This window comes from Pseudomonas mucoides (genome assembly GCF_015461845.1).
In the GTDB taxonomy this organism is placed as follows: domain Bacteria; phylum Pseudomonadota; class Gammaproteobacteria; order Pseudomonadales; family Pseudomonadaceae; genus Aquipseudomonas; species Aquipseudomonas mucoides.
In genome coordinates this window covers 321791-344391 of the sequence record NZ_JACOPW010000001.1, presented here as the reverse complement: position 1 = coordinate 344391, position 22601 = coordinate 321791, and the positions used below count along the sequence as shown (strand labels likewise).

The window sequence follows — 22601 nt, the reverse complement described above, 5'->3', positions numbered from 1 at the left end:
GCTTACTTGCCGGTGACGATCTGTTTGATCAGCGTTTCATGCGCGGCCATGTCACCCGGACGGGAAATCACCTGAACCACTGCCATGCGGTTACCCGACGCCGCCATCAGCGTGGTGTTGAGGGTCATGCCGCCCCCTTGCGTGGCGGTGCTGTCCACCTGACGCAACCCCAGGCCTGACGCTTTCTGTGTCAGGCTTTTTTCGCTGAGTTTGTTGAAATCCGGCAGGGCCTTGCGTTGTGCGGCTTCGAAATCGGCGGCCGTACCGTCGAGAAACGCGCCGTCGTTGTCTTTGACGGTGACGTCTTTCGGCAGGTTGTTTTCCGCGGCGATCACCACGGTCTTGGTGGTTTCGTTGGTGTACATGGTGCCGCTGGCGCCGGACGGGCTGGCCGGCAGCGTGTTGGCGGTAAAGCCCTTGGGCAGGGAGAAGGTGAACTTGCCGCCCAGCATCGAGACTTTCTGCGTGGACGATGGCGTGGTGGCCGTGGCCTTGGCGGCCTGTGCATTCAACGCGCCCAGACTTGCAACCGCCGTCAGCAACAGGACAACGGCTTTTTTACTCAACAGTGACATGAAAAAAACTCCAGGGATGATCGCGCTTTGAGGGCGATCATCCCATGGACGTTGTGAAGCATTCCAGCGCGGCGGTGGTTTACACCCCGCGTTGCGACGGATAGCTGCTGATCACATCGAGAAACTCGATCCGCCGATCCTCGGCCAGCAACTCCGGCAGCAGCGCTTCGTACACCTGGCGATAGGGTTTGCTCAGGTGACGGGCGATGAAGTCTTCCTTGCTGCAATTCCAGGTTTCGTACAGCACCAGGGTGTTCGGGTCGTCTTGCAATTGGTGGACCCAGGTGTTGACGAAATCCGGCTCGGCAGACATCTGGTGCACCACCTCCAGCAGCCGTTCCCTGGTTTCGGCGAAACGTTCGGGTTTGGCTGGCAGGTAAACGATAAACGCGACTTGATCACTCATTTCATCACCTTCAAATGCTGGAGTCGGGACCGGATCTGGAGACTCAGGCCTGGTTTTGCGGGAACAGGTTGCGACGGGTTTCTTCGTCGAACTCGGCCTTGAGCACCAATTGCTCTTTCAAGCCGTGGGCACGTTGAGCGGCTGGGCGGGCGCTGATTTCATCGAACAGGCGCTTGACGTTCGGGTACGCCGCCAGGCCGTTTTCGCCGAGGATGTACGGCGCGTAGTTGGCCCAGCCCCAGAGCGCCATGTCGGCGATGCTGTAGGTGTCGCCGGCGAGGTATTGATGATCGGCCAGGCGCTGGTCGAGTACGCGGTAGTGACGTTCCACTTCTTTCAGGTAACGGTTTTTCGCATAAGCCAGGTCTTCCGGCGCGTGGTGAAGGAAGTGCACGGCTTGACCCGAGAACGGTGACAGGCCGGTGGCGATGAACATCAGCCACGACAGCAGTTCGGCATTGCCGGCAGCGGTGGTCGGCAGGAAACGCTGATGTTTTTGCGCCAGGTGCAACAGGATAGCCTGGGAGTCAAACACTGTGGCGTCACCATCAACGAGTGCTGGAACCTTGGCGTTCGGGTTGATCGCCAAAAAGGCTGGCAGGTGCTGCTCGCCCTTGAAGGTGTCGACGCCGATCAATTCGTAAGGCGTTTGCAGTTCTTCAAGCAGCAGGGCAACTTTCATCGGGTTAGGCGAAGGGTGGAAAAAGAATTTCATGGTGCAGGCCTCAGTCGGGTGGGTTGTGAACTGAGGCTGATGTTGAGGGAAACCCGTTCGATTGACGTACGAGGTTGTTGCTTTACTCGTTCGATGTTATCGAACGTGTTGCGATAGCCCTCTCGGAGGATCGCGTGGTGGCAATCACCGCGCCACCAATGATCAACAGCGCGGGCACGATCAGGATCGGACTGGCCTGGCTATCGCCCACGGTGATCAACAGCAGCGTGGAAATCAGCGGCGCCAGGTAGGAAAGCGCCCCCAATGTCGCCAGACTGCCGTGCTTGGTGGCGTGGTCCCAGGCCAAAAACGCCAGGCCCACCGGTCCCAGGCCCAGGCAGAGGATCGCGGCCCATTGACCGGCATCCGGCCAGACCGTGGTTTCAAACAGCAGATGGCAGATCAGCCCGCCGATGGCCACCAGGCCGCAGACACCGCCGATGGTGTTGCTGGGCACGTCGCTGAAGCGTCGATTGAAGACTGAATAAACGGCCCAGATCAGCGCACACCCAAACGCCGCGAGATAGCCGGCCACCGGCATCGCCGCACCCGCCGCTGGTGCGTGTTGCTGCATGATGAACGCCGTGCCGGCGAGCCCTAGCAGCGCGCCGAGCATCTGTCGCTTGTGCAGCTTTTCCCCGGCCGATAACGCTGACAACAACACCAGCAACAAGGGCCAGAGGTAGTTGATCAGACTGGCCTCGGCGGCTGGGGCGGCTTTGAGCGCGAAAAAATACAGCGCGTGATAGACGAAGATTCCGCTGAACCCGGTCGCCCAGACGGCCCAGGGTTGTCGCCAGCTGCTGAAACCGGCGATGCCACGTCGCCCCAGAATGACCACGCTCGCCGCGAAGGCCACACCGAAACCGAGCGCCATCAGCTGAAACGGGGGAATGCCTTGGGTGAGGGTGGTCAGCAGCGCGAGGCAGGACCAGAGGAATATGGCGACAACGCCCACGGCAGTGGCTGAGCGGGCAGTGCGCACGGGTAACGTGGCGTGATTCATGTCTGGTCCTTCAGCACGGTGAGCGGGCGACATCCTGGCCCGCAGCTGTGAAGGAGCTTAGCGGTTGATCGCGGATCGTCCAGGCGCGGTCGTCGGCTTGACCGGGCGTGCCAGCAATTGCCGGGTGACCCCGAGCATCGCCACTGAAACCGCGACGCCGAGGGCAAACGCGCTCAGCCCCATGTGCGGCAATGCCAACGCCAACACCAGACAAAACGCCGCGAACGAATACATGCCGGTCGCCGTTGCTCGAAGGAGTGCGGCGGTAAACGCCGGGCCCCGGGTTTGCTGGGAAAACACTGCCATCACGCTGCCCAACACCGGGAACACCGCGAGCAAGCCGCTCCAGCGTTCGCCGACGGTGCTCGCCAGCAACGTAACCGCGAGGGTGAGCAGGGCGCCGGCCATCATGCGCAGCAGCAATTTATCGGACTTCGGCGCCGGGCCGGACACCAGCGGCTTTACCTTGGGGAACAGGTAAGGCGCAGCGAGCAGCGCAGTCGCCGCGGCGATGACTGAGAACACCAGGGACGGCGGGATCAGCGACAGGATGACGGCCGCCAAGGCCCAGACGGACAGCGACACCAGCAGCGCCAACGGCCAATTGGCGTGCTGGGCAACCTGGGCGTAGGTCACGCAGAAGGCAATCATCGCGAACATCGCCGATAACGCGGCCGTCGCCGATTGGGCGGCAAACACTTCACCTTGCTCGATGGCGAGGAAGAACAGAATCGGCCCGACCACCACCGGCAACCCGGACAACCAACCGGCCACGCTTGGCCCCCAGCGTTTACCGGCCAGGGAGATCAGCAACAGAAATCCTGGAATCACCAGCAGTTTGAGCATCAGCACGCACGCATCTCCTTCCTGAGAGAGACGGCAACGTTAGCATCGCGCGCACTGAATTGCTCCATCGATTGCCTGTTTTTGTATACAAAGTCGCCAGCCCTTGAACGTTCCCACGCTTTGCGTGGGAATGTTCATCAACTGCGGGCCCTTGGGTGTGCCGGGCGAAGCGTCTAAGCTGCACCCTCTCACCTGTTTCTGGATGTGTGTGTGAAATTCAGTCTACCCAAAGTCGCCACCGCGCCGTTCTGCCCGCCGGAAGTGGCCGGCACTGTTCCCGTTGATCCGCGCGCATCGTTCTTCAAGCGGGTGCTGAGCTTTGCCGGGCCGGGTTTGCTGGTGTCCATCGGCTACATGGACCCGGGTAATTGGGCGACCGCCATCGAGGCCGGCTCGCGCTTTGGCTACAGCCTGTTGTTTGTGGTGCTGCTGGCGAGTCTGGCGGGGATGGTGGTGCAGTGTTTGTGTTCGCGCCTGGGCATCGCTACCGGGCGCGATCTGGCGCAATTGTCCCGCGAGCGCTACAGCACGCGCACGGCACGCACGCAGTGGGTGCTGGCGGAAATCTCGATCATCGCCACCGACCTTGCCGAAGTGCTTGGCTGTGCGTTGGCGTTTCATCTATTACTCGGGTGCTCGCTGACGTTTGGCATCGCCCTGACGGCGTTCGACACGCTGCTGGTGCTGGCCCTGCAAAACCGCGGTTTCCGTCGTCTGGAAGCAATCATGCTGGTGCTGGTGAGCACCATCGGCGCGTGTTTCTTCGTCGAATTGCTGCTGATCAAACCTTACTGGCCAGACGTGGCGCGCGGCTTCACGCCGTCACTCTCGGCGATTGGCGATGCCGCGCCGCTGTACCTGGCCATCGGCATTCTCGGGGCCACGGTGATGCCGCATAACCTGTACCTGCACACCTCGATCGTGCAGACCCGACTGATCGGCAAGGACCTGGCCAGCAAGCAGGACGCGGTGAACCTGGCGCGCATCGACACCATCGGTTCGCTGGCGTTGGCACTGCTGGTCAATGCAGCGATCCTGATTCTCGCGGCGGCCGCGTTCCACAAGACCGGGCATACCGATGTGGTGGACATCCAGGACGCCTATCACTTGCTGGATCCGCTGGTGGGCGGGGCGTTGGCCAGCGTGTTGTTCGGCGTAGCGTTGCTGGCGTCGGGGCAGAGTTCGACCTTTACCGGGACCATCGCCGGGCAGGTGATCATGGAGGGTTTCCTGAACCTGCGGATTCCGTGCTGGCAACGGCGCTTGATCACCCGTGGGCTGGCGCTGATTCCGGCGTTCATTGGGGTGTGGCTGATGGGCGACAGTGCGGTTGGCAAGTTGCTGGTGTTGAGTCAGGTGGTATTGAGTTTGCAGTTGCCGTTTGCGTTGTACCCATTGATTCGCATGACCAACGATCGCCAGTTGATGGGGGCGTTCGTCAATCGCTGGCCGACTCGGGGTTTGGCGTGGGGGTTGTTTGTGGTGATCAGTGGGGCGAACAGCTGGTTGATCTTGCAGTTTCTGGGGTGACTGTCCGGGCCTCATCGCGAGCCGGCTCGCTCCCACAGTAGATCTTCGGTGAGCACAAACCCCCTGTGGGAGCGGACCTGCTCGCGAAGAATGATGACGCGGTCCCGGCCTGCTCACACAACTTGTAGCCGCAGGCTTCGCCAGCGGCTACAAGGGATTCGGGTATAGCGCAAGGACCCGGCGCGACGTGAATCGCGCCGGGGGTGTTGCCAGGCTGCAGCGGATCTTCGTGGGTCCCCGCGCAGTCTGAAGAACGCTTTACGCTCGTTCGATCGCCAATGCCACGCCCTGACCACCGCCGATGCACAGGGTGGCGAGGCCTTTCTTGGCGTCGCGCTTGATCATTTCATGCAGCAAGGTCACCAGCACGCGGCAGCCCGATGCGCCGATTGGGTGGCCCAGTGCGATGGCGCCGCCGTTGACGTTGACCTTGTTCAAGTCCCATTCCAGGTCCTTGGCCACCGCCAGCGATTGCGCAGCGAACGCTTCGTTGGCTTCGATCAGGTCGAGTTGATCGATGGACCAACCGGCCTTGCTCAGGCAACGACGGGTGGCCGACACCGGGCCGATGCCCATGATCGCCGGGTCTACGCCGGCGTTGGCGTAAGCAGCGATTGTCGCCAGCACGGGCAGGCCGAGGGCCTTGGCTTTATCGGCGCTCATCAGGATCACGGCAGCGGCGCCGTCGTTCAGCGACGATGCGTTGCCTGCCGTCACCGAGCCGTCCTTTTTGAACGCCGGTTTCAGCTTGCCCAGCGCTTCAGCGGTGGTGCCGGCACGCGGTTGTTCATCGGTGGCGAAGGACAGCGGATCGCCCTTGCGCTGAGGAATCAGGATTGGCGTGATCTCATCGACAAAACGCCCGGCTTCGATGGCCGCCGTGGCTTTTTGCTGGGAGCTAGCCGCGAAGGCGTCCTGTTGCTCGCGGGTCAGGCTGTATTTCTCGGCGAGGTTCTCGGCGGTGATACCCATGTGGTAATCGTTGAACGCATCCCACAGACCGTCGCTGATCATGGTGTCGACGATTTGCGCATGACCCATGCGCAGACCGGTGCGAGCACCCGGCATCACGTAGTTGGACAGGCTCATGTTTTCCTGGCCGCCGGCAATGATCACGTCGGCATCGCCGCAGCGAATCGCCTGGGTGGCCAGGTGCAAGGCTTTGAGGCCGGAACCGCAGACCTTGTTCAGGGTCATGGCCGGCACGGTGAACGGCAGGCCGGCCTTGATCGCGGACTGGCGCGCAGGGTTCTGCCCGGCGCCGGCGGTCAGGACTTGACCCATGATCACTTCATCGACTTCAGCCGGGTTCAGGCCGGTTTGCGCCAGCAGCTGACGGATCACCGCCGCGCCGAGATCAACCGCGGAAACGCCGGCCAGAGAGCCCTGGAAGCTGCCAATGGCAGTGCGGGTGGCGGCGACAATGACGACGTCTTGCATGGGGGAATTCCTCACTGGTCAGCGAACTGCATTTCTGGAACGTGATCGGGAACAATCAGTTTACCAGCGGTTTTGGCGACGATTTCCTCGACGCTGACGCCCGGTGCACGTTCCTTGAGAATGAACGCGCCGTTTTCGATTTCCAGATAAGCCAGGTCGGTCAATACGCGCTTGATGCAGCCGGCGCCGGTCAGCGGCAGGCTGCAGTGGTCCAGCAGCTTGGATTCACCGTCCTTGGACGCGTGGGTCATGATGACGATGATGTTGTCTGCGCCAGCCACCAGGTCCATGGCGCCGCCCATGCCCTTGACCAGTTTGCCGGGAATCATCCATGAGGCGATGTTGCCTTGCACGTCGACTTCAAAGGCGCCCAGCACGGTCAGGTCGACATGACCACCGCGGATCATCGCGAAGGACTCGGCCGAGGAAAAGATCGACGCGCCGGTACGTGCGGTCACGGTTTGTTTGCCGGCGTTGATCATGTCGGCATCAATGGTTTCTTCAGTAGGGAAAGGACCCATGCCCAGCAGGCCGTTTTCCGACTGCAGCATGACTTCCATGCCTTCAGGGATGTAGTTGGCGACCAGGGTCGGGATGCCGATACCCAGGTTGACGTAAAAGCCGTCCTGCATTTCGCGGGCGACGCGTTGAGCCATTTGTTCGCGGGAAAGTGCCATTGTTGTTATTCCTTCATTCGGTCCGGGGGCAGGGGATCACTTACGGATGGTGCGCTGTTCGATGCGCTTCTCGAACGTGCCGCAGATGATCCGGTCGACGTAGATGCCAGGGGTGTGGATCTGCGCCGGGTCCAGCTCGCCGGGTTCGACGATTTCTTCGACTTCGACCACGGTGATCTTGCCGGCGGTGGCGGCCAGCGGGTTGAAGTTCTGGGCGGTGTGACGGTAGATCACGTTACCGAAATGGTCGGCTTTCCAGCCTTTGACGATGGCGAAGTCACCGGTGATGGACTCTTCCATCAGGTACTTACGGCCATGGAATTCGCGGACTTCCTTGCCGTCGGCAACCGGGGTGCCAACGCCAGTGGCGGTGAAGAACGCCGGGATGCCGGCGCCGCCTGCGCGCATTTTTTCAGCGAGGGTGCCTTGGGGGGTCAGGACGACTTCGATTTCACCCTTGAGCAGTTGCTCTTCGAACAGCTTGTTTTCGCCGACGTAGGAGGCCACCACTTTGCTGATCTGGCGGTCGGTCAGCAGCACACCGAGGCCGAAACCGTCGACGCCGCAATTGTTGGACACCACGGTGAGGTCGCGGGTGCCTTTGCGTTTGATCTCGTTGATCAGGTTTTCCGGGATCCCGCACAGGCCGAAGCCGCCGGCGATCACGGTCATGCCGTCTTCCAGACCTGCCAGAGCTTCCTCGTAGGAACTCACGCGCTTGTCGAAACCTGCCATATGCACCTCTTTTATTCTTTGTGGGCGGCTGGCTAGCCGAATGAAGGGGAGTGTCTCGCTGTTGTATTCATTTGTTAAGTTGATTTTTAAGGTGGATTGATAGATAAAACTCACCAATCGGCGCTTCAATCTTGCCGCTTGAAGCTTATAACTTACCGCTGGAGCGAAGCGACCATGACAGTCAAGCAGATCCGCGCCTTCCTGGCGGTGGCCCAGAGCCTGAGTTTTGCCGTGGCCTGCGAACGCCTCCATCTGTCGCAATCGGCATTGAGCCTGACGATCAAGGCGCTGGAGGAGGGCCTGGGTGGGCGCTTGTTCACCCGCAACACACGCAACGTGGCGCTGACCGCCGAGGGTGAATCGCTGGTGCCACTGGCTCGCCGGTTGATCGCCGATTGGGACAATGCCGAGGACGAACTGCGCCAGCGCTTTACCCTCCAGCGCGGCCGCGTGACCCTGGCCGCGATGCCGTCGTTTGCCGGCAACCTGCTGCCGCCGATCCTCAAGACCTTCCGTGCGCGTTACCCCAAGGTCAACGTCACGGTGAATGACGTGATCAACGAGCAGGTGCTGGAAATGGTCCGCGACCGCCAGGTTGAGCTGGGCGTGGCGTTTGAGCCGACGCAAAGTTCGTCATTGGCGTTCATGCCGCTGTACATGGACCGCTTTGTGGCCATCGTGCCGAAGGATTCGCCGCTGACCGAGCATGATGATATCGATTGGCAAATGCTGCTCAAGGAGCCGTTCATCACCTTGCAGCGACCGTCGACGGTGCGGGTGATGCTGGAGGAACACCTACAGGCGCGGGGAATGAAGTTGCCGGTGGAATTTGAAAGTCATCAGTTGGCGACGGTCGGCAGAATGGTGGCCAGCGGGTTGGGGGTGAGCGCGGTGCCGGCGCTGTGCGCGGGGCAGATGCAAGAGCTCGGTGCGCGGTGCATCCCCCTGCGCGATCCGGTGGTGGAGCGGGCCATCGGCGTCTTGACCCAGCCTGGCGGTGAACTGTCGGCGGCGGCGCAGGCGCTGTTCGATATCCTCAAGGAAGAACTCGGCCAACCCATCTCCACGCACTGATCATCGGCTTGATAGCCAGCACAAATCTAATGTAGGAGTGAGCCTGCTCGCGATGGCGGTGGATCAGTCGACATCAATGGTGAAGGTACTGGCTTCATCGCGAGCAGGCTCATTCCTACAGGGTCAGTGTTACGTCAGTTTTTGGGCCAGCAGGGGTAAAAGCTGTTCACACGAGCCTTCAATCTTCATATCCAGCAGGTCATCCGCCCGTGTCTTCCCCAGATTCATGGCAATCAACGGCTTCCCTTGATCCGCCACCGCCCGGCACAGCCGAAACGCGGAGTACGCCATCAACGAAGACCCGACCACCAGCAACCCCGCCGCTTTTTCCACCGCGGCCATCGCCTTGGCCGCCGTTGCCTGCGCGACGTTTTCGCCAAAAAACACCACGTCCGGTTTCATCCGCTCGCCTTTGCAATGCGGGCACTGTGGCACTTGAAACCGCGCTTCGAATGCCGCATCCAGCAAGGTGTCGCCATCCGGCGCCTGTACCGCATCGACCCCGGCCAGATAAGGATTGTGCGCTTCCATCAATCGCTGAATGACGTCCCGCTCGCTGTGTAGTCCGCAATCCAGGCACAGCACCCGGTGCAGGCTGCCGTGCAGTTCGATCACATCGTGACTGCCGGCCTGATCGTGCAGGGTGTCGACGTTCTGGGTGATCAGGCCGCTGATCTGTTGCTTGCTTTGCAAATTGGCCAACGCCTCGTGCGCGACATTCGGCTGCGCCAGACGCACACGCGGCCAGCCGAGCATGGCCCGTGCCCAATAACGTCGACGCGATTGCGGGGCGGAGAGAAATTCCTGATACATCATCGGTTGCCGGCCGCGACGCACGCCCTGGTGATCGCGGTAGTCCGGAATGCCTGACGGGGTACTGATGCCGGCACCGGTCAGCACCACGAACGGCTGTTCAGCCATGAGTTGCCGAAGCCGCTCGAGTTGTTCGCGCAGGAGGCTGTCGAGCATGTTCAACACTCCGCAGAGGGTCTTGAGAGTGTGCAGCGTAGCAGACCGATCACCCGGACAGCGCGGCTGTCCGGGTGAAGATTGAGGTTTATTTACGCGCTTCCAGAATCAGGTTGAACGGTGTTTCGGTGGCGCGCCGGAACGACTTGAATCCCGCCTCGGTGAACACCTTGCGTAACCGCGCTTCGCCAGCCTGGGCGCCGAGCCCGAGACCGACTTCCTGGGACAGCGAGTTCGGCGTGCAAATGAATGTCGAGGCGGCATAGAACAGCCGGCCCACCGGGTTAATGTTGTCGTCGAGCGAATCATTGGCGAACGGCTCAACCAGCAGCACTGTGCCGTCCGGTTTCAGCGACTCATAGGCATGTTTGGCCGCGCCCACCGGGTCGCCCATGTCGTGCAGGCAGTCGAAGTAGCAAATCAGGTCATAGTCGCCGCCAGGATAGCTCTTGGCGGTGCCCTGAAAGAACCGGGCCCGCCTGGCCACGCCGCCTTCTTCGGCACGTTGGGTGGCGACGGTGACGGAAGGGGCGTGGTAGTCGAAACCGACGAACCGCGAGTCCGGGAACGCCTGGGCCATGATCACCGTTGAGGCGCCATGCCCGCAGCCGATGTCCGCGACTTTCGCGCCAGCCTCAAGCTTGGCCACCACGCCCTCAAGGGCCGGCAACCACTCGGTGATCAGGTGCGCTTTGTAACCAGGCCGGAAAAACCGCTCAGTGCCGCTGAACATGCACGGATGGTGATCGCCCCAAGGCAGGGCACCGTCGCCGCGCATGGCTTTGACCAGTTTGTCCTTGTCGTGGAAAAACGACGCCACCACGCCGATACCACCGGCTATGTAAACCGGTGAGTCTTCGATGGCCAGGGCCAGGGCTTGTTCTTCGGGCAGGCGGAACTGGCCTTCACGGTGCTCCATGTAGCCGGAGGCGGCGTGGGCGCTGAGCCATTCGCGCACCAGGCGGGAGTTGCAGCCGGTTTTCTCGGCGAGTGTTTCGGGGCTGATTGGCTGACTGTCGGCCATGGCCCGGTACAGGCCGAGTTCTTCGCCGAGGATGACATTGGCAAGCATCGCCGCGCCGCCCATGTCATTTACCAGTTTGCCCATGAAATCATTGAGTCTGGCCTCGTCCATCACGTGTGCTCCTTTGGCAGGATCACGGTCCAGAGGCCGTATTTATCGAGGCATTCGTCTCTGGGCGGTGGTCGTGGGAATGAACAGGACGCCCATGCACGTCCTGGGTGCATTAAGTTTAGTTCGTGGCCCGCGCGCTGCGGCCAGGAGCGACGAAAGCCCCGCTCCCACAAGGGGATTTGTGTTCCCACAGGGGAATGGCGGTGTGTATCGCACTGTATCTAAACCCGCACCCGATACAGTTTCTGCGACTGCCGGCCATTGCCGAACACAGCCCGGATACAAACCTGCGATGAACTGTACAAGCCATCCAGCGCCCGAACTCCGGTTCTGCCGAGGCATTCTCACTCCGTGAAGGGATCCCCCTGATGACTAAGCTTGTGTCTGAAACCAACCCCGTCAATCGCCTGCGCGTCGACCATTACACCCAAGGCATCATCGGCCCGAGCCAGCCCATGCTCGGGCCGCTGGCCGACGGTGGCACGCTGATCACCGGCACGCCGCCGGGCTGCTGGGGGCCGATGATCACTCCGGCGTTCGAAGGCGGCCACGAAGTCACGCAACCGGTGGCCATCGCCGGCGCCGAAGTCGGCGATGCGGTGGCGATCAAGATCAAAAGCATACGCGTGACCTCGCTGGCGACGTCGTCCGGGGTCATGAGTTTTGTCGAGGGGCGCTACAACGGCGACCCGTTCGTCTCCAAATTCTGCTCCAAGTGCGGCACCGACCACCCGGCCAGCCACGTTGAAGGCATCGGCGAAGACTCGATTCGTTGCAACAACTGCGGCGCCGAAGTCAGCGCGTTTCGTTTCAGCCATGGTTACGTGATCGTGTTCGATGCGCAAAACCAGGTCAGCCTCACCGTCAATCAGGACGTCGCCAACCGACTGGCCGGCAATGCCTCGCAGATGTCGGCCCTGCCGGAGTTCGCCGCCCAGCATTCGATCCTGTCGCTGGCCCGCGCTGACATTCCTGGCGTCGCCGCGCACATGCGTCCGTTTCTCGGCAACATTGGCACTACGCCGTCCCGTGACTTGCCCGACTCGCACAACTGCGCCGATTTCGGCCAGTACCTGATCAACGCGCCGCACCGTTTCGGCATGACCCGCGAAGAACTGCACGCAGCGAAAACCGACGGCCACATGGACACCAACTCGATTCGCGAAGGCTGTGTGCTGATCTGTCCGGTGAAAGTACCCGGCGCCGGGGTGTACATGGGCGACATGCATGCCCAGCAGGGCAACGGCGAAATCGCCGGGCACGCCACCGATTGCTCCGGGGAAACCGAAGTGCAGGTGGAAGTGATCAAGCACCTGGCGCTGGAAGGCCCGATCCTCCTGCAAAACCTGGATGACCTGCCGCCCATGGCTCGGCCGATGACGGCCGGACAACGGCAGAAAGTCCGCGAACTGGGCGAGCGCTGGGGTCAGCACGAGATCGAACAGAGCGGCCCAATCACCTTTATCGGCAGCGGTGAAAACCTCAACGTCGCCGTGGAAAACGGCCTGAAACGCGCGGCGTCGGTCACCGGCCTTGCGTATGACGAAGTGCTTAACCGCGCGACCATTACCGGCTCCATTGACATCAGCCGCTTGCCCGGCACCGTCCGCGTGACCTTCCTGTGCCCGATGACCGTGCTGGACCGGATCGGCATCGGTCACCTGGTGCGCGAGAAATACGACCTGGCATAACGCCCACTCACGGGTCTGTACCAAAGTGTGTACAGACCCGCTGCTGATACATCCACCCAGATTTTCTGCCGCAACCGAACACAGCCCCGATACAGCGCTTCGATTAACTGTGATTCCGTTATGGCAATCATTGAGATCCACACCATGCAGACCTCTTCCACACCCACCCAGGCCAGCGTCGGGCTCGGCCTGCGTCGCGGTTTATTGAAAGACCTTTTGGCCGCCCGTACCGGTGATTTCGACTTTCTGGAAGTCGCCCCGGAAAACTGGATCGGCATCGGCGGTGCCCATGGCCATGCACTGCGCACCCTGGCCGAACGATTCCCTTTGTCCTGTCATGGTTTGTCGTTGTCCCTCGGCGGGCCGGCGCCGCTGGATGTCGGTTTTTTGCAGGAAGTCCGGGTGTTCCTCGACCAGCACCAGGTGCCGCTATACAGCGAGCATTTGAGCTATTGCAGCGATGACGGCCATCTCTACGACCTGCTGCCGCTGCCCTTTACCGAAGAAGCGGTGCACCACGTGGCGGCGCGCATCCGTCAGGCCCAGGACATTCTCGGCCGACGCCTGGCGGTGGAAAACGTTTCCTATTACGCCGCGCCGCAGCAGGACATGGATGAGGTGACCTTCACCAACGCGGTGTTGCGCGAGGCCGATTGCGACCTGCTGCTCGACGTCAACAACGTGTATGTCAATTCGATCAACCACGGTTTCGATCCGCTGACCTTTTTGGCCAATGTCGATTCAGGCCGGGTGGTGGGCATACACGTGGCCGGGCATTTCGACGAATCCGACACCTTGAAAATCGACACCCACGGCGCCTCGGTGAAACCGGTGGTCTGGTCGTTGCTGGCGCAAGCGTATGCCCGGTTCGGCGCGCAACCGACGCTGCTGGAGCGGGATTTCAACTTCCCGGCGTTTTCTGAACTGGTGGCCGAATTGCAGACCATTCGCCACTTGCAAACCGAGGGGGTGAACCGTGGATAAGCCCAGCCTGTTGGAACAGCAAACCACCCTGGGCCGCTACCTGCGCGATCCCGAGCACTGCGCGCCGCCCGGCGAAATGAATGCCGCGCGGGCGCAGGTATATCGCGACCTGATTTTCGCCAACCTGTCGACGTTGCTCAGCGGGACGTTCCCGGTGCTGATCAAGATAATCGGTGATGAGCAGTGGCGCACGCTGGTGCGGATTTTCCTGCGGGACCACCGTGCACAGACGCCGAAGTTCGGCGAGATCGCCCAGGAATTTATCGGCTTTCTCGCGGCTGGTCCGCAGGCGCTGAGCGAGGGCACGTGGCCGCCGTTCATGGTGGAACTGGCGCATTACGAATGGGTCGAGATGGCGTTGCAACAATCCGATGCCGAGCCGTTGGCGCCGAGCGATGCGGCGTTGATCCTGCAGCGGCCGTTGCAGGTTTCGCCACTGGCATGGCCGCTGGCGTATGGCTGGCCGGTGCAGTGGGTCGGACCGGATTTTCAACCCCAGGCAGCACCTGCTCAGCCGACGTTGTTACTGGTGCGCCGGGCGGAAGACTGGAGTGTGAAGTTTTCCGAACTGAGCCCGTTGGCGTGGCGGCTGTTGCAGCGGATCGAGGCGTTTCCCGACCTGAATGGACAGGCGCAGCTGGAAGAGCTGGCGGTCGAGGCGGGTGCGCGCGGGTCGGCGGAATTCATGGAAAGTGGCGCGGCGTTGTTGCGCCAGATGCACGGAGAAGGAGTTTTGGGGGTGGCATGATCGTTCCCCGCGGAGCGTGGGAACGATCATTGGCGGTGCGGCTTACACGGAGAAAAAGTACCGCGTCAGGTGAAAGAAGATCGGTGCCGCGAAGCAGATTGAATCCATCCGGTCGAGCATGCCGCCATGCCCTTTGATCATGGTTCCCCAATCCTTGGCGCTCAGGCTGCGTTTGATCGCTGACATGACCAACCCACCGAGAAACCCCATCACCACAATCACCAGCGACATCAGCAACGACTGCCAGAAATTGAACGGCGTCATCCAGAACATGCACCCGCCGATCAGCGTGGCCGACAAGCCGCCACCCACCAAACCTTCAACGGTTTTCGACGGGCTCACCAACGGCGCGACTTTGTGTTTGCCAAAGAGCTTGCCGAACACGTACTGCAACACGTCACTCAACTGAACGACAAAGACCAGATAGAAGAGCAACAACGCGTTCTGCCCGGTGAACCCTTGCAGGTCCAGCAGCAACAGGGCCGGGGCGTGGCTGATGCAGTAGATGCAAATCATCACCCCCCATTGAATTTTGGCCGCGCGCTCCAGAAAGCTGTCGGTGTCCTGGCTCAGCACCGCAATCGCCGGCAGCAGCAGGAAGGCGTACACCGGAATCAACAGGGTGAACAGCGAATACCAGTGCGTGCCGATCAGCACGTATTGCAGCGGGATCAGGATGAAAAACGCCGAGAACAGCGCGTTATGGTCGCCGGGGCGGGTGGGCGTCAGGGTGATGAATTCCCTGAGGGCGAACAGCGAAATGAAGCCGAATAGAATGACCGTCGCATTCCCGCCCAGCAGGTAGGAGACGAAGAAGATGATCACCATCCCCCACCAGGCATTCACGCGCTGATTGAGGTTTTCGATGGTCGAGATCGAGCCCTCGGTTTTCGCCCGTTTAGCCAGCACGCGACCAATAATCGAAGCCACCGCCAGCAGGCAGGCGATGGCGCCAAAGAACCACAAAAACTTTTGTTCGAGCGTCATGCCGACAACCTCACGATGGCGTCACGCGCCCGTTGCAGAAACACCTGTTTTTCCTCATCGACGAACCGTGGCATCGGGTCGCCGATGCGGATAGTGCAGATGATCGGCAGCGGCACGTGTTTGCCCTTGGGCATGGAGCGGTGCAGGTTTTCCAGGTAGATGGGCACCAGATCAACTTCCGGGAACGCCTCGGCCAATCGGTACAGACCGGATTTGAATTCCCCGGGCAAGGCCTGGCTGGAGCGCGTGCCTTCCGGAAAGATGATGATCGAATGGCCGGCGCGCACCACATCGAAAATCGGCTCCAGTACATTGGTCCCCGGTGTCGGGTTGCGGTCGATCAGCACGGCATTCAGGCCTTTCTGCGAGATGTAGCGCAGAAAGCGGTTTTTGCCCCAGTAGTCGGCGGCGGCTACCGGTTTCACATTGACCCGGGCTTCGGGGGGCAGGGCGGCGATAATGGCCAGCGTGTCCATGTGGCTGGTGTGATTGGCAAAATAGATGCGCTGGCGGGTCAGGTCCGGCGGGCTTTCCCAGCGGGCGGTGACACCGATCAGGAAACGCAGCACTGAAATCAGCGCATTACTGATCCACATGGAGATTCCCCTTGAGCTGACGCGAGATGGCCAGGGTTCGCGTGACACAGGTCGCGGCGGATCCGGCGGCGATGATCACCAGCGTGATCAACAGTGCGTAGTGCGTGCCATACATCGTGGCTTCGAACGCATTCAGCAGCAGCCCGGCAGTCATCACGGCCATTCGATGCTGCTTGGCCATGGGGCCGATGAAGGTCTGCTTGAGGCCCAGCGAACCGCCAAACACGCGAACATACGCCGTGAGCGCCGCGGCCAATGCGGCAAACCATCCGAGGTCGCCGTGCCCGATGGCATAACCGAGCCCGATGATCAGCAGGCTGTCGGCAATGCGGTCGGGGAATTCGTTGTAGAGGCTTCCGATGTCGGACTTCTTGCCGCCCTCGATGGCCACCATGCCGTCGAACAGGTTGCACAGCAGGCGCAACTGAATGCCGATGGCGCAGAGGATCGAGCCGATGAGGCCGTTATCGATATTCAGAGCCGCTGCCCCGGCGAGCGCAAAAGCAATGCTGGCGACGGAGATCTGATTGGGGGAAATGTCGCGTTTCACCAACCGGTCGGTGATGCGTTTTGCCCAGCCCGCCGAACGTGTCTTGATGGGCCTTCTGTTGTCATCCATTTACCGATATCCCTATTCATGATGATGCGCCGCAGGGGCAAATCGCCCGGCAGCGCCCCACAATATAGAGGCTTTCCTGTGTCCCTGCGCCTGTTTACTGACTGACAGGTCGAATCGGCAACTTCAGCTCCGCACACAATCCCCCACCCTCACGATTACTCAATACCAGCGATCCACCGATGGCCAACGCCAGTTGCTGGGCAATCGCCAACCCAAGCCCGGTGCCGCCGGTGCTGCGGTTGCGTGAATTTTCCACCCGGTAAAACGGTTCCATCACCTGTGCCAGCTCTTCCTCGGCAATGCCCGGCCCGCGGTCCATGACTTTCACCGACAGACTGCCGTTTTTGCTTTCTACCTTGAGTTCGGCCGCACCCGCGAACTTCAGGGCATTGTCGGTGAGGTTCACCAACACCCGGCGCAATGCATGGGGGCGAGTGTCGATGACGGCTTCACTTTTGCCGCCCAGTTGCACGTCTTTGCCCATGTCCTGATAGTCGAACACCAGGCTGTCGAGAAATGAGTCCATGTCGGTGCGCCGACTTTCTTCGGTCGAGCCGTGAATGCTGCGCGCGTAGGCCACGCCTTCGCGCACCAGGTGTTCCATCTCGCCGAGGTCGTTCCACAGTTTGTCTTTTTCGACCGAGTCGTCCATGAATTCGGCGCGCAGTTTCATGCGGGTGATCGGGGTTTGCAGGTCGTGGGAAATCGCCGCCAGCAGTTGCATACGTTCCTTGAGGTACGCGGCGATGCGTGCCTGCATGGCATTGAACGCCTTGGCCGCGTGGGCGACTTCGGTCGGGCCTTGTTCGTCCAGGTGCACGGCGTGGGTATTGGGGTCGAGGGTTTCCACGGCTTGGGCCAGGCGGGTCAGCGGACGGATGGCGATGCGCACGGCCAGCCAGGTGCAGGCGATCAGCAGCGCCAATTGACCGAGCAACACAAACGGCAGCCATGGCGACAGCGGCACCATCGCCGGTCGTACGTCGATGGTCACCGGGCTGCCATCGGCCAGTTTCAGGTGGACCTGGAAATGTTTGATCGGGCCGGGAATATCGGTCACGGTCATCGGGTAGTCCTTGCCGATGGCGTCCTTGATCGAGGTCACGGCAATCGGCGTGTCGCGCATGGCCGTGCCCGGCGAACCTTCATCCAGCAAATAGCGGTAGTTGCGCCGTTCCAGTTGCTGCAGCCAGCTCGCCCGCTCGGTGGCCGGCAAACGGTCCAGGATGGCGATGGAGGTCGAGACGTCGGTCTCGAGATTACCGAGCATGGTGTTTTTCGCGGTTTCGTAACGCTCGTAATACTGCGCGCCGAAGGACAGCGCCTGGGCGAGGATCAAGCCGATCAGGAAGATCAGCGACAGCCGCGAGGCGAGGGTACGGGGCCAGCGAATTGCCAGGTTCATGAGGGCGCACCGATGACTTCCACTGCCAGCGAAAACACATAGCCCTCGCTGCGCACGGTTTTGATGTAGGCCGGTTCGCGGGCGTCGTCCAGCAAGCGCTGGCGCAAGCGGCTGACCAGCAAGTCGATGGAACGGTCGAACAGGTCAGCGTCGCGGCCCTGGGTCAGGTTCAACAATTGATCACGATTGAGCACCCGTTGCGGGTGATCGAGGAAGACCCGCAGCAGTCGGTATTCGGCGCCACTGAGCGCCACCATGGTGCCGTCCTCGTCCAGCAGGTGCCGGGCTGAAGTGTCCAGGCGCCAGCGACCGAAGGCCAGCAGCCGGCCGCTTTCGGTCACCACCAGGTTCGGCGGCAACATGCGTGTGCGGCGCAGCACGGCGTTGATGCGGGCGAGCAGCTCGCGGGCGGCAAACGGTTTGACCAGGTAATCATCGGCGCCCATTTCCAGGCCGATGATGCGGTCGGTTTCGTCGTTGCGCGCGGTGAGCATCAACACGGGCGTGGCCTTGTGTTTACCGGCGCGCAATTCGCGGCAGAGCATCAGGCCGTCGTCGCCGGGCATCATGATGTCGAGCACGATCAGGTCCACCGGCGTGGTTTCAAGGAAGGCACGCATTTGGCGGCCGTCGGCGACGACTGTGGTGCGCAGGCCGTTCTTCTTCAGGTAGTTGCCTACCAGTTCCCGGATCTCGCGGTCATCGTCGACGATGAGAATGTGATCGACGTGTTCCATGGGGGCCTTGCCTCTGTAAATGGGGGATGTCGCGCAGTCTATCGAGCCTTGGCCCGCTTGCCCGCCACCCTTTGTATTGCAGTGTATCTGGCTTGGCGGCGGATACACGCAGACGCAAAAACACGGTTTTTCAGGGGTTTTGTATCGCTGTGTATCAGGGGGCGGCTTTGATACGTACCGATTTATCCGCGTCTGTTCTCGACACAGAGCAGATACCTCGCGGGCTTCTAATAGGTTCCAACGAGGCAAACCACACCGCCTCGGCTCAATTGAACGACCTACCCATTGAAGCCTTGAGGAAACCGCCATGAACACCAAAGCCATTTACGCCGCTTGCCTGTTTGCTGCCCTGAACATCTGCACCTTGTCGGCCCGTGCCGAAGCAGACGTTACAGCCAAAACCTACACCTACGGCACCCATCTCGACATCAAGAAGGTCGTGTCGCTGAAACAGGATGCGACCCCAGTCTGCGGCGTGGTGGATGCGCAACTGACTTACCTGGATTCGCAGAACAAAACCCAGGTTCTGGACTACCGCAAAGTGGCTGACAACTGCAACTCGGACAACTGATTGCTGCGCTCACCCAGTGCCCATCCCCTTTGAAACAGGAAGAACACCATGAACAACGTAAGCCGCTACCTGACCGCCATTGCCTTCTCCATCGCCGGCGCCGCCGCCCATGCCAATGCCAATGCCGCTGTTGAACAGAACAGTTGTGGCAGCGCCACCTGCTTCCAGCTGACGCCGGTGGCGCACAAGGATTCCAACGCCTTTCTGGCCGAGGATGGTTTTAGCCGTACGCCGCAGGGGCAGATGGTTGCCGAGAACGGCGGCAGCCGGACTCCGCAGGGTCAGCAACTGGATAACCAGACGGCCTGAAAACCCCACCGCCCCCTTGTGGGAGTGAGCCTGCTCGCGATAGCGGTGTGTCAGACAACAATGATGCCGACTGATACACCGCTATCGCGAACAGGCTCACGCCTACAGGGATTGTGTGTTGTGTCGCCCTTCATTATTTCAAGGTGATCCCATGTTTCTCATCGCTTTCCTGGGCGGCGTATTGACCGTGCTCAGTCCCTGTATCCTGCCGGTTGTTCCGTTCCTGTTCGCCGGGGTCAAACGTAGCCGTTCCTCCATCCTGCTGACCCTCGGCGGCATGGTCCTGACGTTCGCCCTGATCTCCAGCCTGGCCGTGGTCAGCAGTGAGTGGGTGGTGCAAGCCAACAACACCGGTCGCCATGTCGCCCTGTTCGTGATGGTGCTGTTTGCCCTGTCGCTGATTTCCGCCCGGATCGGTGACTGGATGGCCCGTCCGTTCGTGGCCCTGGGCAATCGCCTTGACCCCGACACCCGCAAAATGTCCGGCCCGTTGAGTTCAGTGATGATCGGTGTGGCCACCGGGCTGCTGTGGGCACCGTGCGCCGGGCCGATCCTCGGTGTGATCCTCACCGGCGCCATGTTGCAAGGTGCCAATGCGCAGACCAGTCTGTTGCTGCTGGCCTACGGCCTGGGCAGCGCGCTGTCCCTGGGGACTTTGATCTTCGCCGGTCGCGGCCTGGTCAATCGCTTGAAAGCGTCAATCCCGGTCACCGGTTGGCTGCGCAAGGGGGCAGGTGTTGCGGTGCTGGCGGCTGCGGCCGTGATTTCCACCGGCGCTGACAAAACCCTGCTCGCCGGCACCTCGTCCGAAGGCGTCAGCAGCCTCGAACAAGGCGTGCTGGAAACCGTGCCGAAAGTCGTCGACTACTTCGTCAGCAAGGTCAAAGCGGACTCGTCGATGGACAACGCCCAAGGCGCCATGCCATCGCTGAACGGCGCCGTCGAATGGATCAACTCGCCGGCCCTGACCAACGAATCGCTGAAAGGCAAAGTGGTGCTGGTGGATTTCTGGACCTTCGACTGCATCAACTGCCAGCACACGCTGCCGTATGTGAAGGACTGGGCGAAGAAATACGAGAAGGACGGTCTGGTGGTGATCGGTGTACACACCCCGGAATACGGTTTCGAGCGCATCATCGACAACGTCAAGGATCAGGTGAAAAAGCTCGGCATCACCTACCCGGTGGCCATCGACAACAACTACGCGATCTGGCGCAACTTCGATAACCAGTACTGGCCCGCTCACTACCTGATCGACGCCAAGGGCCAGGTGCGTTACACCCACTTCGGCGAAGGCAGCTACGAGACGCAGGAGAAGATGATCCAGCAACTGCTGGAAGAGGCGAAAGCCCCGGCGGCATAAGCGATCAAATCAATGGCTCACAGGCTCCGCGCCGTGGGCCATTGGTTTTTGCGCCTGACTGCGCCGCCACGCAGCCGGCGGTGCGCCGAACTCACGACGGAAGGCCCGGCTGAACGCGGTATCGGTCTGGTAACCCACCTCTTCGGCAATGCGCATCAATGAGCTGTTACTGCTGCGCAACAGGTTGGCCGCCAGCAGCATCCGCCATTGGGTCAGGTACTGCATCGGCGAACTCCCCACCAACTGCTGAAAGCGCTCAGCCAACACCGATCGTGAGGCGCCGGCCGTACGCGCCAGCTCATCCAGCGTCCAGGCGTGGCAGGGTTTGTTGTGCAGTGCGTTCAACGCAGCACCGACAATCCGGTCACCGACCCCGGCCAGCCAACCGGTCCGTCCTTCGCCCTGTTCGTTCATGTGCAGGCGCAGCACTTCGATGAACAACACCTCGGCCAGTTTCGCCAGCACGCCTTCGCCTCCGGGCCTCGGCGAGCGGGCTTCCGCCAGGGCATAACGCACGGAAGACTCCAGCCACATGCCGGCATGCGAGCCACGCACGTTGACCCGAACCACCGCCGGCAGCCCGGTCAGCAACATGCCGGCCAGCCGCGTATCGCACGCCAGATAACCGCACACCAACCGCGTGACTGCGCCACCTCCGCCATAACTCAATTGCCGTGGACGCCGTGCCAGCACCACGTCCAGCCGCGCACCTTTGGCGGGCGGCAGGCCAGGTTTGGAACTCATGCGATGGGCATCACCTTGCGGGAACACCACCACATCGCCCGCTGCCAGCAGCAGTGGCGGATCATCCCCGAGTTCGACGTAACACTCGCCCTCGGTGATCAGGTGGAAAATCACCACGCGTTCGGCACCGGGCTCCAGAAATGGCGCCGCCGTGTCGGCGCTGGGCGACTGGTAGCACCAGGGCGCGGTGAACCGGGCATTGATGAAAATCGCGCCGACCAGGCGTACGACCCGCAAGGTTTGGGACAGAGCGTCCATGGAGGTTTTCCGGTGTATGGATCGCATTGATTGTGAGCCTGTCGCCGGAAGGCAGCCAACCTCCGGACGATCGGACAAGGTTGGCCGACGATCGGGCAGGACGCGAGCGTGCGCCGGGGTGATAGTTGACTCACAGGGCCACTACCGACCCTGTCATCAATAACAAGAATGAGAGGTTGCCATGCCTAAGTTCATCATAGAACGCGAGATCCCCGGCGCTGGAACACTGTCAGAACGGGATTTGAAAGCCGCCGCGCTAAAGTCCTGCGACGTGTTGCGCGAATTGCCAGAGGTGCAGTGGCTTCAGAGTTACGTCACCGGTGACAAACTCTACTGCGTCTACATCTCCCCCAGCGAAGCGCTCATCAAAGAACACGCGACCCGCAGTGGTTTCCCGGCCAGTCGTATTTCCCAAGTGGCAAGCATTATCGATCCCACCACGGCGGAATAGGCCGCGGTCGGTTGCTATCCGTACGGAGCA

General features: G+C 61.2%; 25 protein-coding genes. 9 read left to right on the top strand and 16 right to left on the bottom strand.

Annotated features, from left to right (window positions below):
- Positions 1–2: 2 nt before the first annotated feature.
- The 5 genes from H8F22_RS01665 to H8F22_RS01645 form a co-directional block, all read right to left on the bottom strand.
- Positions 3–575 (bottom strand): DcrB/PsbP domain-containing protein, encoded by a 573-nt coding sequence (locus tag H8F22_RS01665; protein ID WP_027925222.1) that lies wholly within the window; start codon positions 573–575, stop codon positions 3–5.
- A gap of 79 nt (positions 576–654) precedes the next feature.
- Positions 655–981, bottom strand: a complete 327-nt coding sequence (locus H8F22_RS01660) for a putative quinol monooxygenase (RefSeq protein WP_059181094.1) — start codon at positions 979–981, stop codon at positions 655–657.
- A 43-nt stretch (positions 982–1024) separates the two neighbouring features.
- Complete coding sequence (locus H8F22_RS01655; RefSeq protein WP_194939688.1) at positions 1025–1696, bottom strand: glutathione S-transferase family protein; 672 nt, start codon at positions 1694–1696, stop codon at positions 1025–1027.
- Between the two features lie 82 nt (positions 1697–1778).
- Positions 1779–2702 (bottom strand): aromatic amino acid exporter YddG, encoded by a 924-nt coding sequence (gene yddG / locus H8F22_RS01650; protein ID WP_194939687.1) that lies wholly within the window; start codon positions 2700–2702, stop codon positions 1779–1781.
- 57 nt (positions 2703–2759) lie between these two features.
- The gene (locus H8F22_RS01645; RefSeq protein ID WP_194939686.1) at positions 2760–3554 is read right to left on the bottom strand and encodes a hypothetical protein; all 795 of its coding nucleotides are present in this window, start codon (positions 3552–3554) and stop codon (positions 2760–2762) included.
- 204 nt (positions 3555–3758) lie between these two features.
- Here H8F22_RS01645 and H8F22_RS01640 point away from each other — a divergent pair, with 204 nt between their 5' ends.
- Positions 3759–5078, top strand: a complete 1320-nt coding sequence (locus tag H8F22_RS01640) for an Nramp family divalent metal transporter (protein ID WP_027925227.1) — start codon at positions 3759–3761, stop codon at positions 5076–5078.
- 258 nt (positions 5079–5336) lie between these two features.
- Here H8F22_RS01640 and H8F22_RS01635 read toward each other — a convergent pair whose 3' ends face one another.
- From H8F22_RS01635 to H8F22_RS01625, 3 genes are read right to left on the bottom strand one after another with little or no spacing between them, the layout of a single operon-like run.
- On the bottom strand, positions 5337–6518 hold the full coding sequence (locus H8F22_RS01635) for an acetyl-CoA C-acetyltransferase (RefSeq protein ID WP_059181090.1): 1182 nt from the start codon (positions 6516–6518) through the stop codon (positions 5337–5339).
- A gap of 11 nt (positions 6519–6529) precedes the next feature.
- The gene (locus H8F22_RS01630; protein ID WP_027925229.1) at positions 6530–7195 is read right to left on the bottom strand and encodes a CoA transferase subunit B; all 666 of its coding nucleotides are present in this window, start codon (positions 7193–7195) and stop codon (positions 6530–6532) included.
- A gap of 36 nt (positions 7196–7231) precedes the next feature.
- Positions 7232–7930: a CoA transferase subunit A gene (locus H8F22_RS01625; protein WP_027925230.1), complete on the bottom strand. Its 699-nt coding sequence runs from the start codon at positions 7928–7930 to the stop codon at positions 7232–7234.
- A 174-nt stretch (positions 7931–8104) separates the two neighbouring features.
- Between H8F22_RS01625 and H8F22_RS01620 the strand changes: the two genes are divergently transcribed.
- Entirely contained in the window at positions 8105–9004 is a 900-nt protein-coding gene (locus tag H8F22_RS01620) for a LysR family transcriptional regulator (RefSeq protein WP_027925231.1), read from the top strand.
- A 129-nt stretch (positions 9005–9133) separates the two neighbouring features.
- On the opposite strand, the gene H8F22_RS01615 is transcribed toward H8F22_RS01620, so the two are convergent.
- Positions 9134–9973: an NAD-dependent protein deacetylase gene (locus H8F22_RS01615; RefSeq protein ID WP_027925232.1), complete on the bottom strand. Its 840-nt coding sequence runs from the start codon at positions 9971–9973 to the stop codon at positions 9134–9136.
- An 88-nt stretch (positions 9974–10061) separates the two neighbouring features.
- Positions 10062–11108: a class I SAM-dependent methyltransferase gene (locus H8F22_RS01610; RefSeq protein WP_194939685.1), complete on the bottom strand. Its 1047-nt coding sequence runs from the start codon at positions 11106–11108 to the stop codon at positions 10062–10064.
- Positions 11109–11476: 368 nt separating this feature from the next.
- Here H8F22_RS01610 and H8F22_RS01605 point away from each other — a divergent pair, with 368 nt between their 5' ends.
- From H8F22_RS01605 to H8F22_RS01595, 3 genes are all read left to right on the top strand, one after another.
- Entirely contained in the window at positions 11477–12799 is a 1323-nt protein-coding gene (locus tag H8F22_RS01605; RefSeq protein ID WP_194939684.1) for an acetamidase/formamidase family protein, read from the top strand.
- Positions 12800–12943: 144 nt separating this feature from the next.
- Positions 12944–13783, top strand: coding sequence for an HvfB family MNIO-type RiPP peptide maturase (locus H8F22_RS01600; protein ID WP_194939683.1), 840 nt, complete (start codon positions 12944–12946; stop codon positions 13781–13783).
- Positions 13776–14531: an HvfC family RiPP maturation protein gene (locus H8F22_RS01595; RefSeq protein ID WP_194939682.1), complete on the top strand. Its 756-nt coding sequence runs from the start codon at positions 13776–13778 to the stop codon at positions 14529–14531. Before H8F22_RS01600 ends, H8F22_RS01595 begins: the two co-directional genes overlap by 8 nt.
- A gap of 42 nt (positions 14532–14573) precedes the next feature.
- Here H8F22_RS01595 and H8F22_RS01590 read toward each other — a convergent pair whose 3' ends face one another.
- The 5 genes from H8F22_RS01590 to H8F22_RS01570 form a co-directional block, all read right to left on the bottom strand.
- Positions 14574–15518 (bottom strand): phosphatidate cytidylyltransferase, encoded by a 945-nt coding sequence (locus H8F22_RS01590; RefSeq protein ID WP_027925237.1) that lies wholly within the window; start codon positions 15516–15518, stop codon positions 14574–14576.
- Positions 15515–16114, bottom strand: a complete 600-nt coding sequence (locus H8F22_RS01585) for a lysophospholipid acyltransferase family protein (protein WP_027925238.1) — start codon at positions 16112–16114, stop codon at positions 15515–15517. The genes H8F22_RS01590 and H8F22_RS01585 overlap by 4 nt, the downstream gene beginning before the upstream one ends.
- Positions 16101–16733 (bottom strand): CDP-alcohol phosphatidyltransferase family protein, encoded by a 633-nt coding sequence (locus tag H8F22_RS01580; RefSeq protein ID WP_027925239.1) that lies wholly within the window; start codon positions 16731–16733, stop codon positions 16101–16103. The genes H8F22_RS01585 and H8F22_RS01580 overlap by 14 nt, the downstream gene beginning before the upstream one ends.
- A gap of 94 nt (positions 16734–16827) precedes the next feature.
- Entirely contained in the window at positions 16828–18138 is a 1311-nt protein-coding gene (locus H8F22_RS01575) for an ATP-binding protein (protein ID WP_194939681.1), read from the bottom strand.
- Entirely contained in the window at positions 18135–18875 is a 741-nt protein-coding gene (locus H8F22_RS01570) for a response regulator (RefSeq protein WP_027925241.1), read from the bottom strand. The genes H8F22_RS01575 and H8F22_RS01570 overlap by 4 nt, the downstream gene beginning before the upstream one ends.
- A 307-nt stretch (positions 18876–19182) precedes the next feature.
- Between H8F22_RS01570 and H8F22_RS01565 the strand changes: the two genes are divergently transcribed.
- The 3 genes from H8F22_RS01565 (at position 19183) to H8F22_RS01555 (ending at position 21118) form a co-directional block, all read left to right on the top strand.
- A complete protein-coding gene (locus H8F22_RS01565) occupies positions 19183–19446 on the top strand; it encodes a DUF2790 domain-containing protein (RefSeq protein ID WP_027925242.1) in 264 nt (87 codons plus the stop codon).
- Positions 19447–19494: 48 nt separating this feature from the next.
- The gene (locus H8F22_RS01560; protein WP_194939680.1) at positions 19495–19755 is read left to right on the top strand and encodes a hypothetical protein; all 261 of its coding nucleotides are present in this window, start codon (positions 19495–19497) and stop codon (positions 19753–19755) included.
- A 151-nt stretch (positions 19756–19906) separates the two neighbouring features.
- Positions 19907–21118: a cytochrome c biogenesis protein DipZ gene (locus H8F22_RS01555; protein ID WP_059181082.1), complete on the top strand. Its 1212-nt coding sequence runs from the start codon at positions 19907–19909 to the stop codon at positions 21116–21118.
- A 9-nt stretch (positions 21119–21127) separates the two neighbouring features.
- Here the strand turns inward: H8F22_RS01555 and H8F22_RS01550 are convergent, their stop codons facing one another.
- Positions 21128–22120: an AraC family transcriptional regulator gene (locus tag H8F22_RS01550; RefSeq protein ID WP_027925245.1), complete on the bottom strand. Its 993-nt coding sequence runs from the start codon at positions 22118–22120 to the stop codon at positions 21128–21130.
- A 181-nt stretch (positions 22121–22301) separates the two neighbouring features.
- Here H8F22_RS01550 and H8F22_RS01545 point away from each other — a divergent pair, with 181 nt between their 5' ends.
- On the top strand, positions 22302–22571 hold the full coding sequence (locus tag H8F22_RS01545; RefSeq protein ID WP_027925246.1) for a DUF4242 domain-containing protein: 270 nt from the start codon (positions 22302–22304) through the stop codon (positions 22569–22571).
- Positions 22572–22601: the final 30 nt, after the last annotated feature.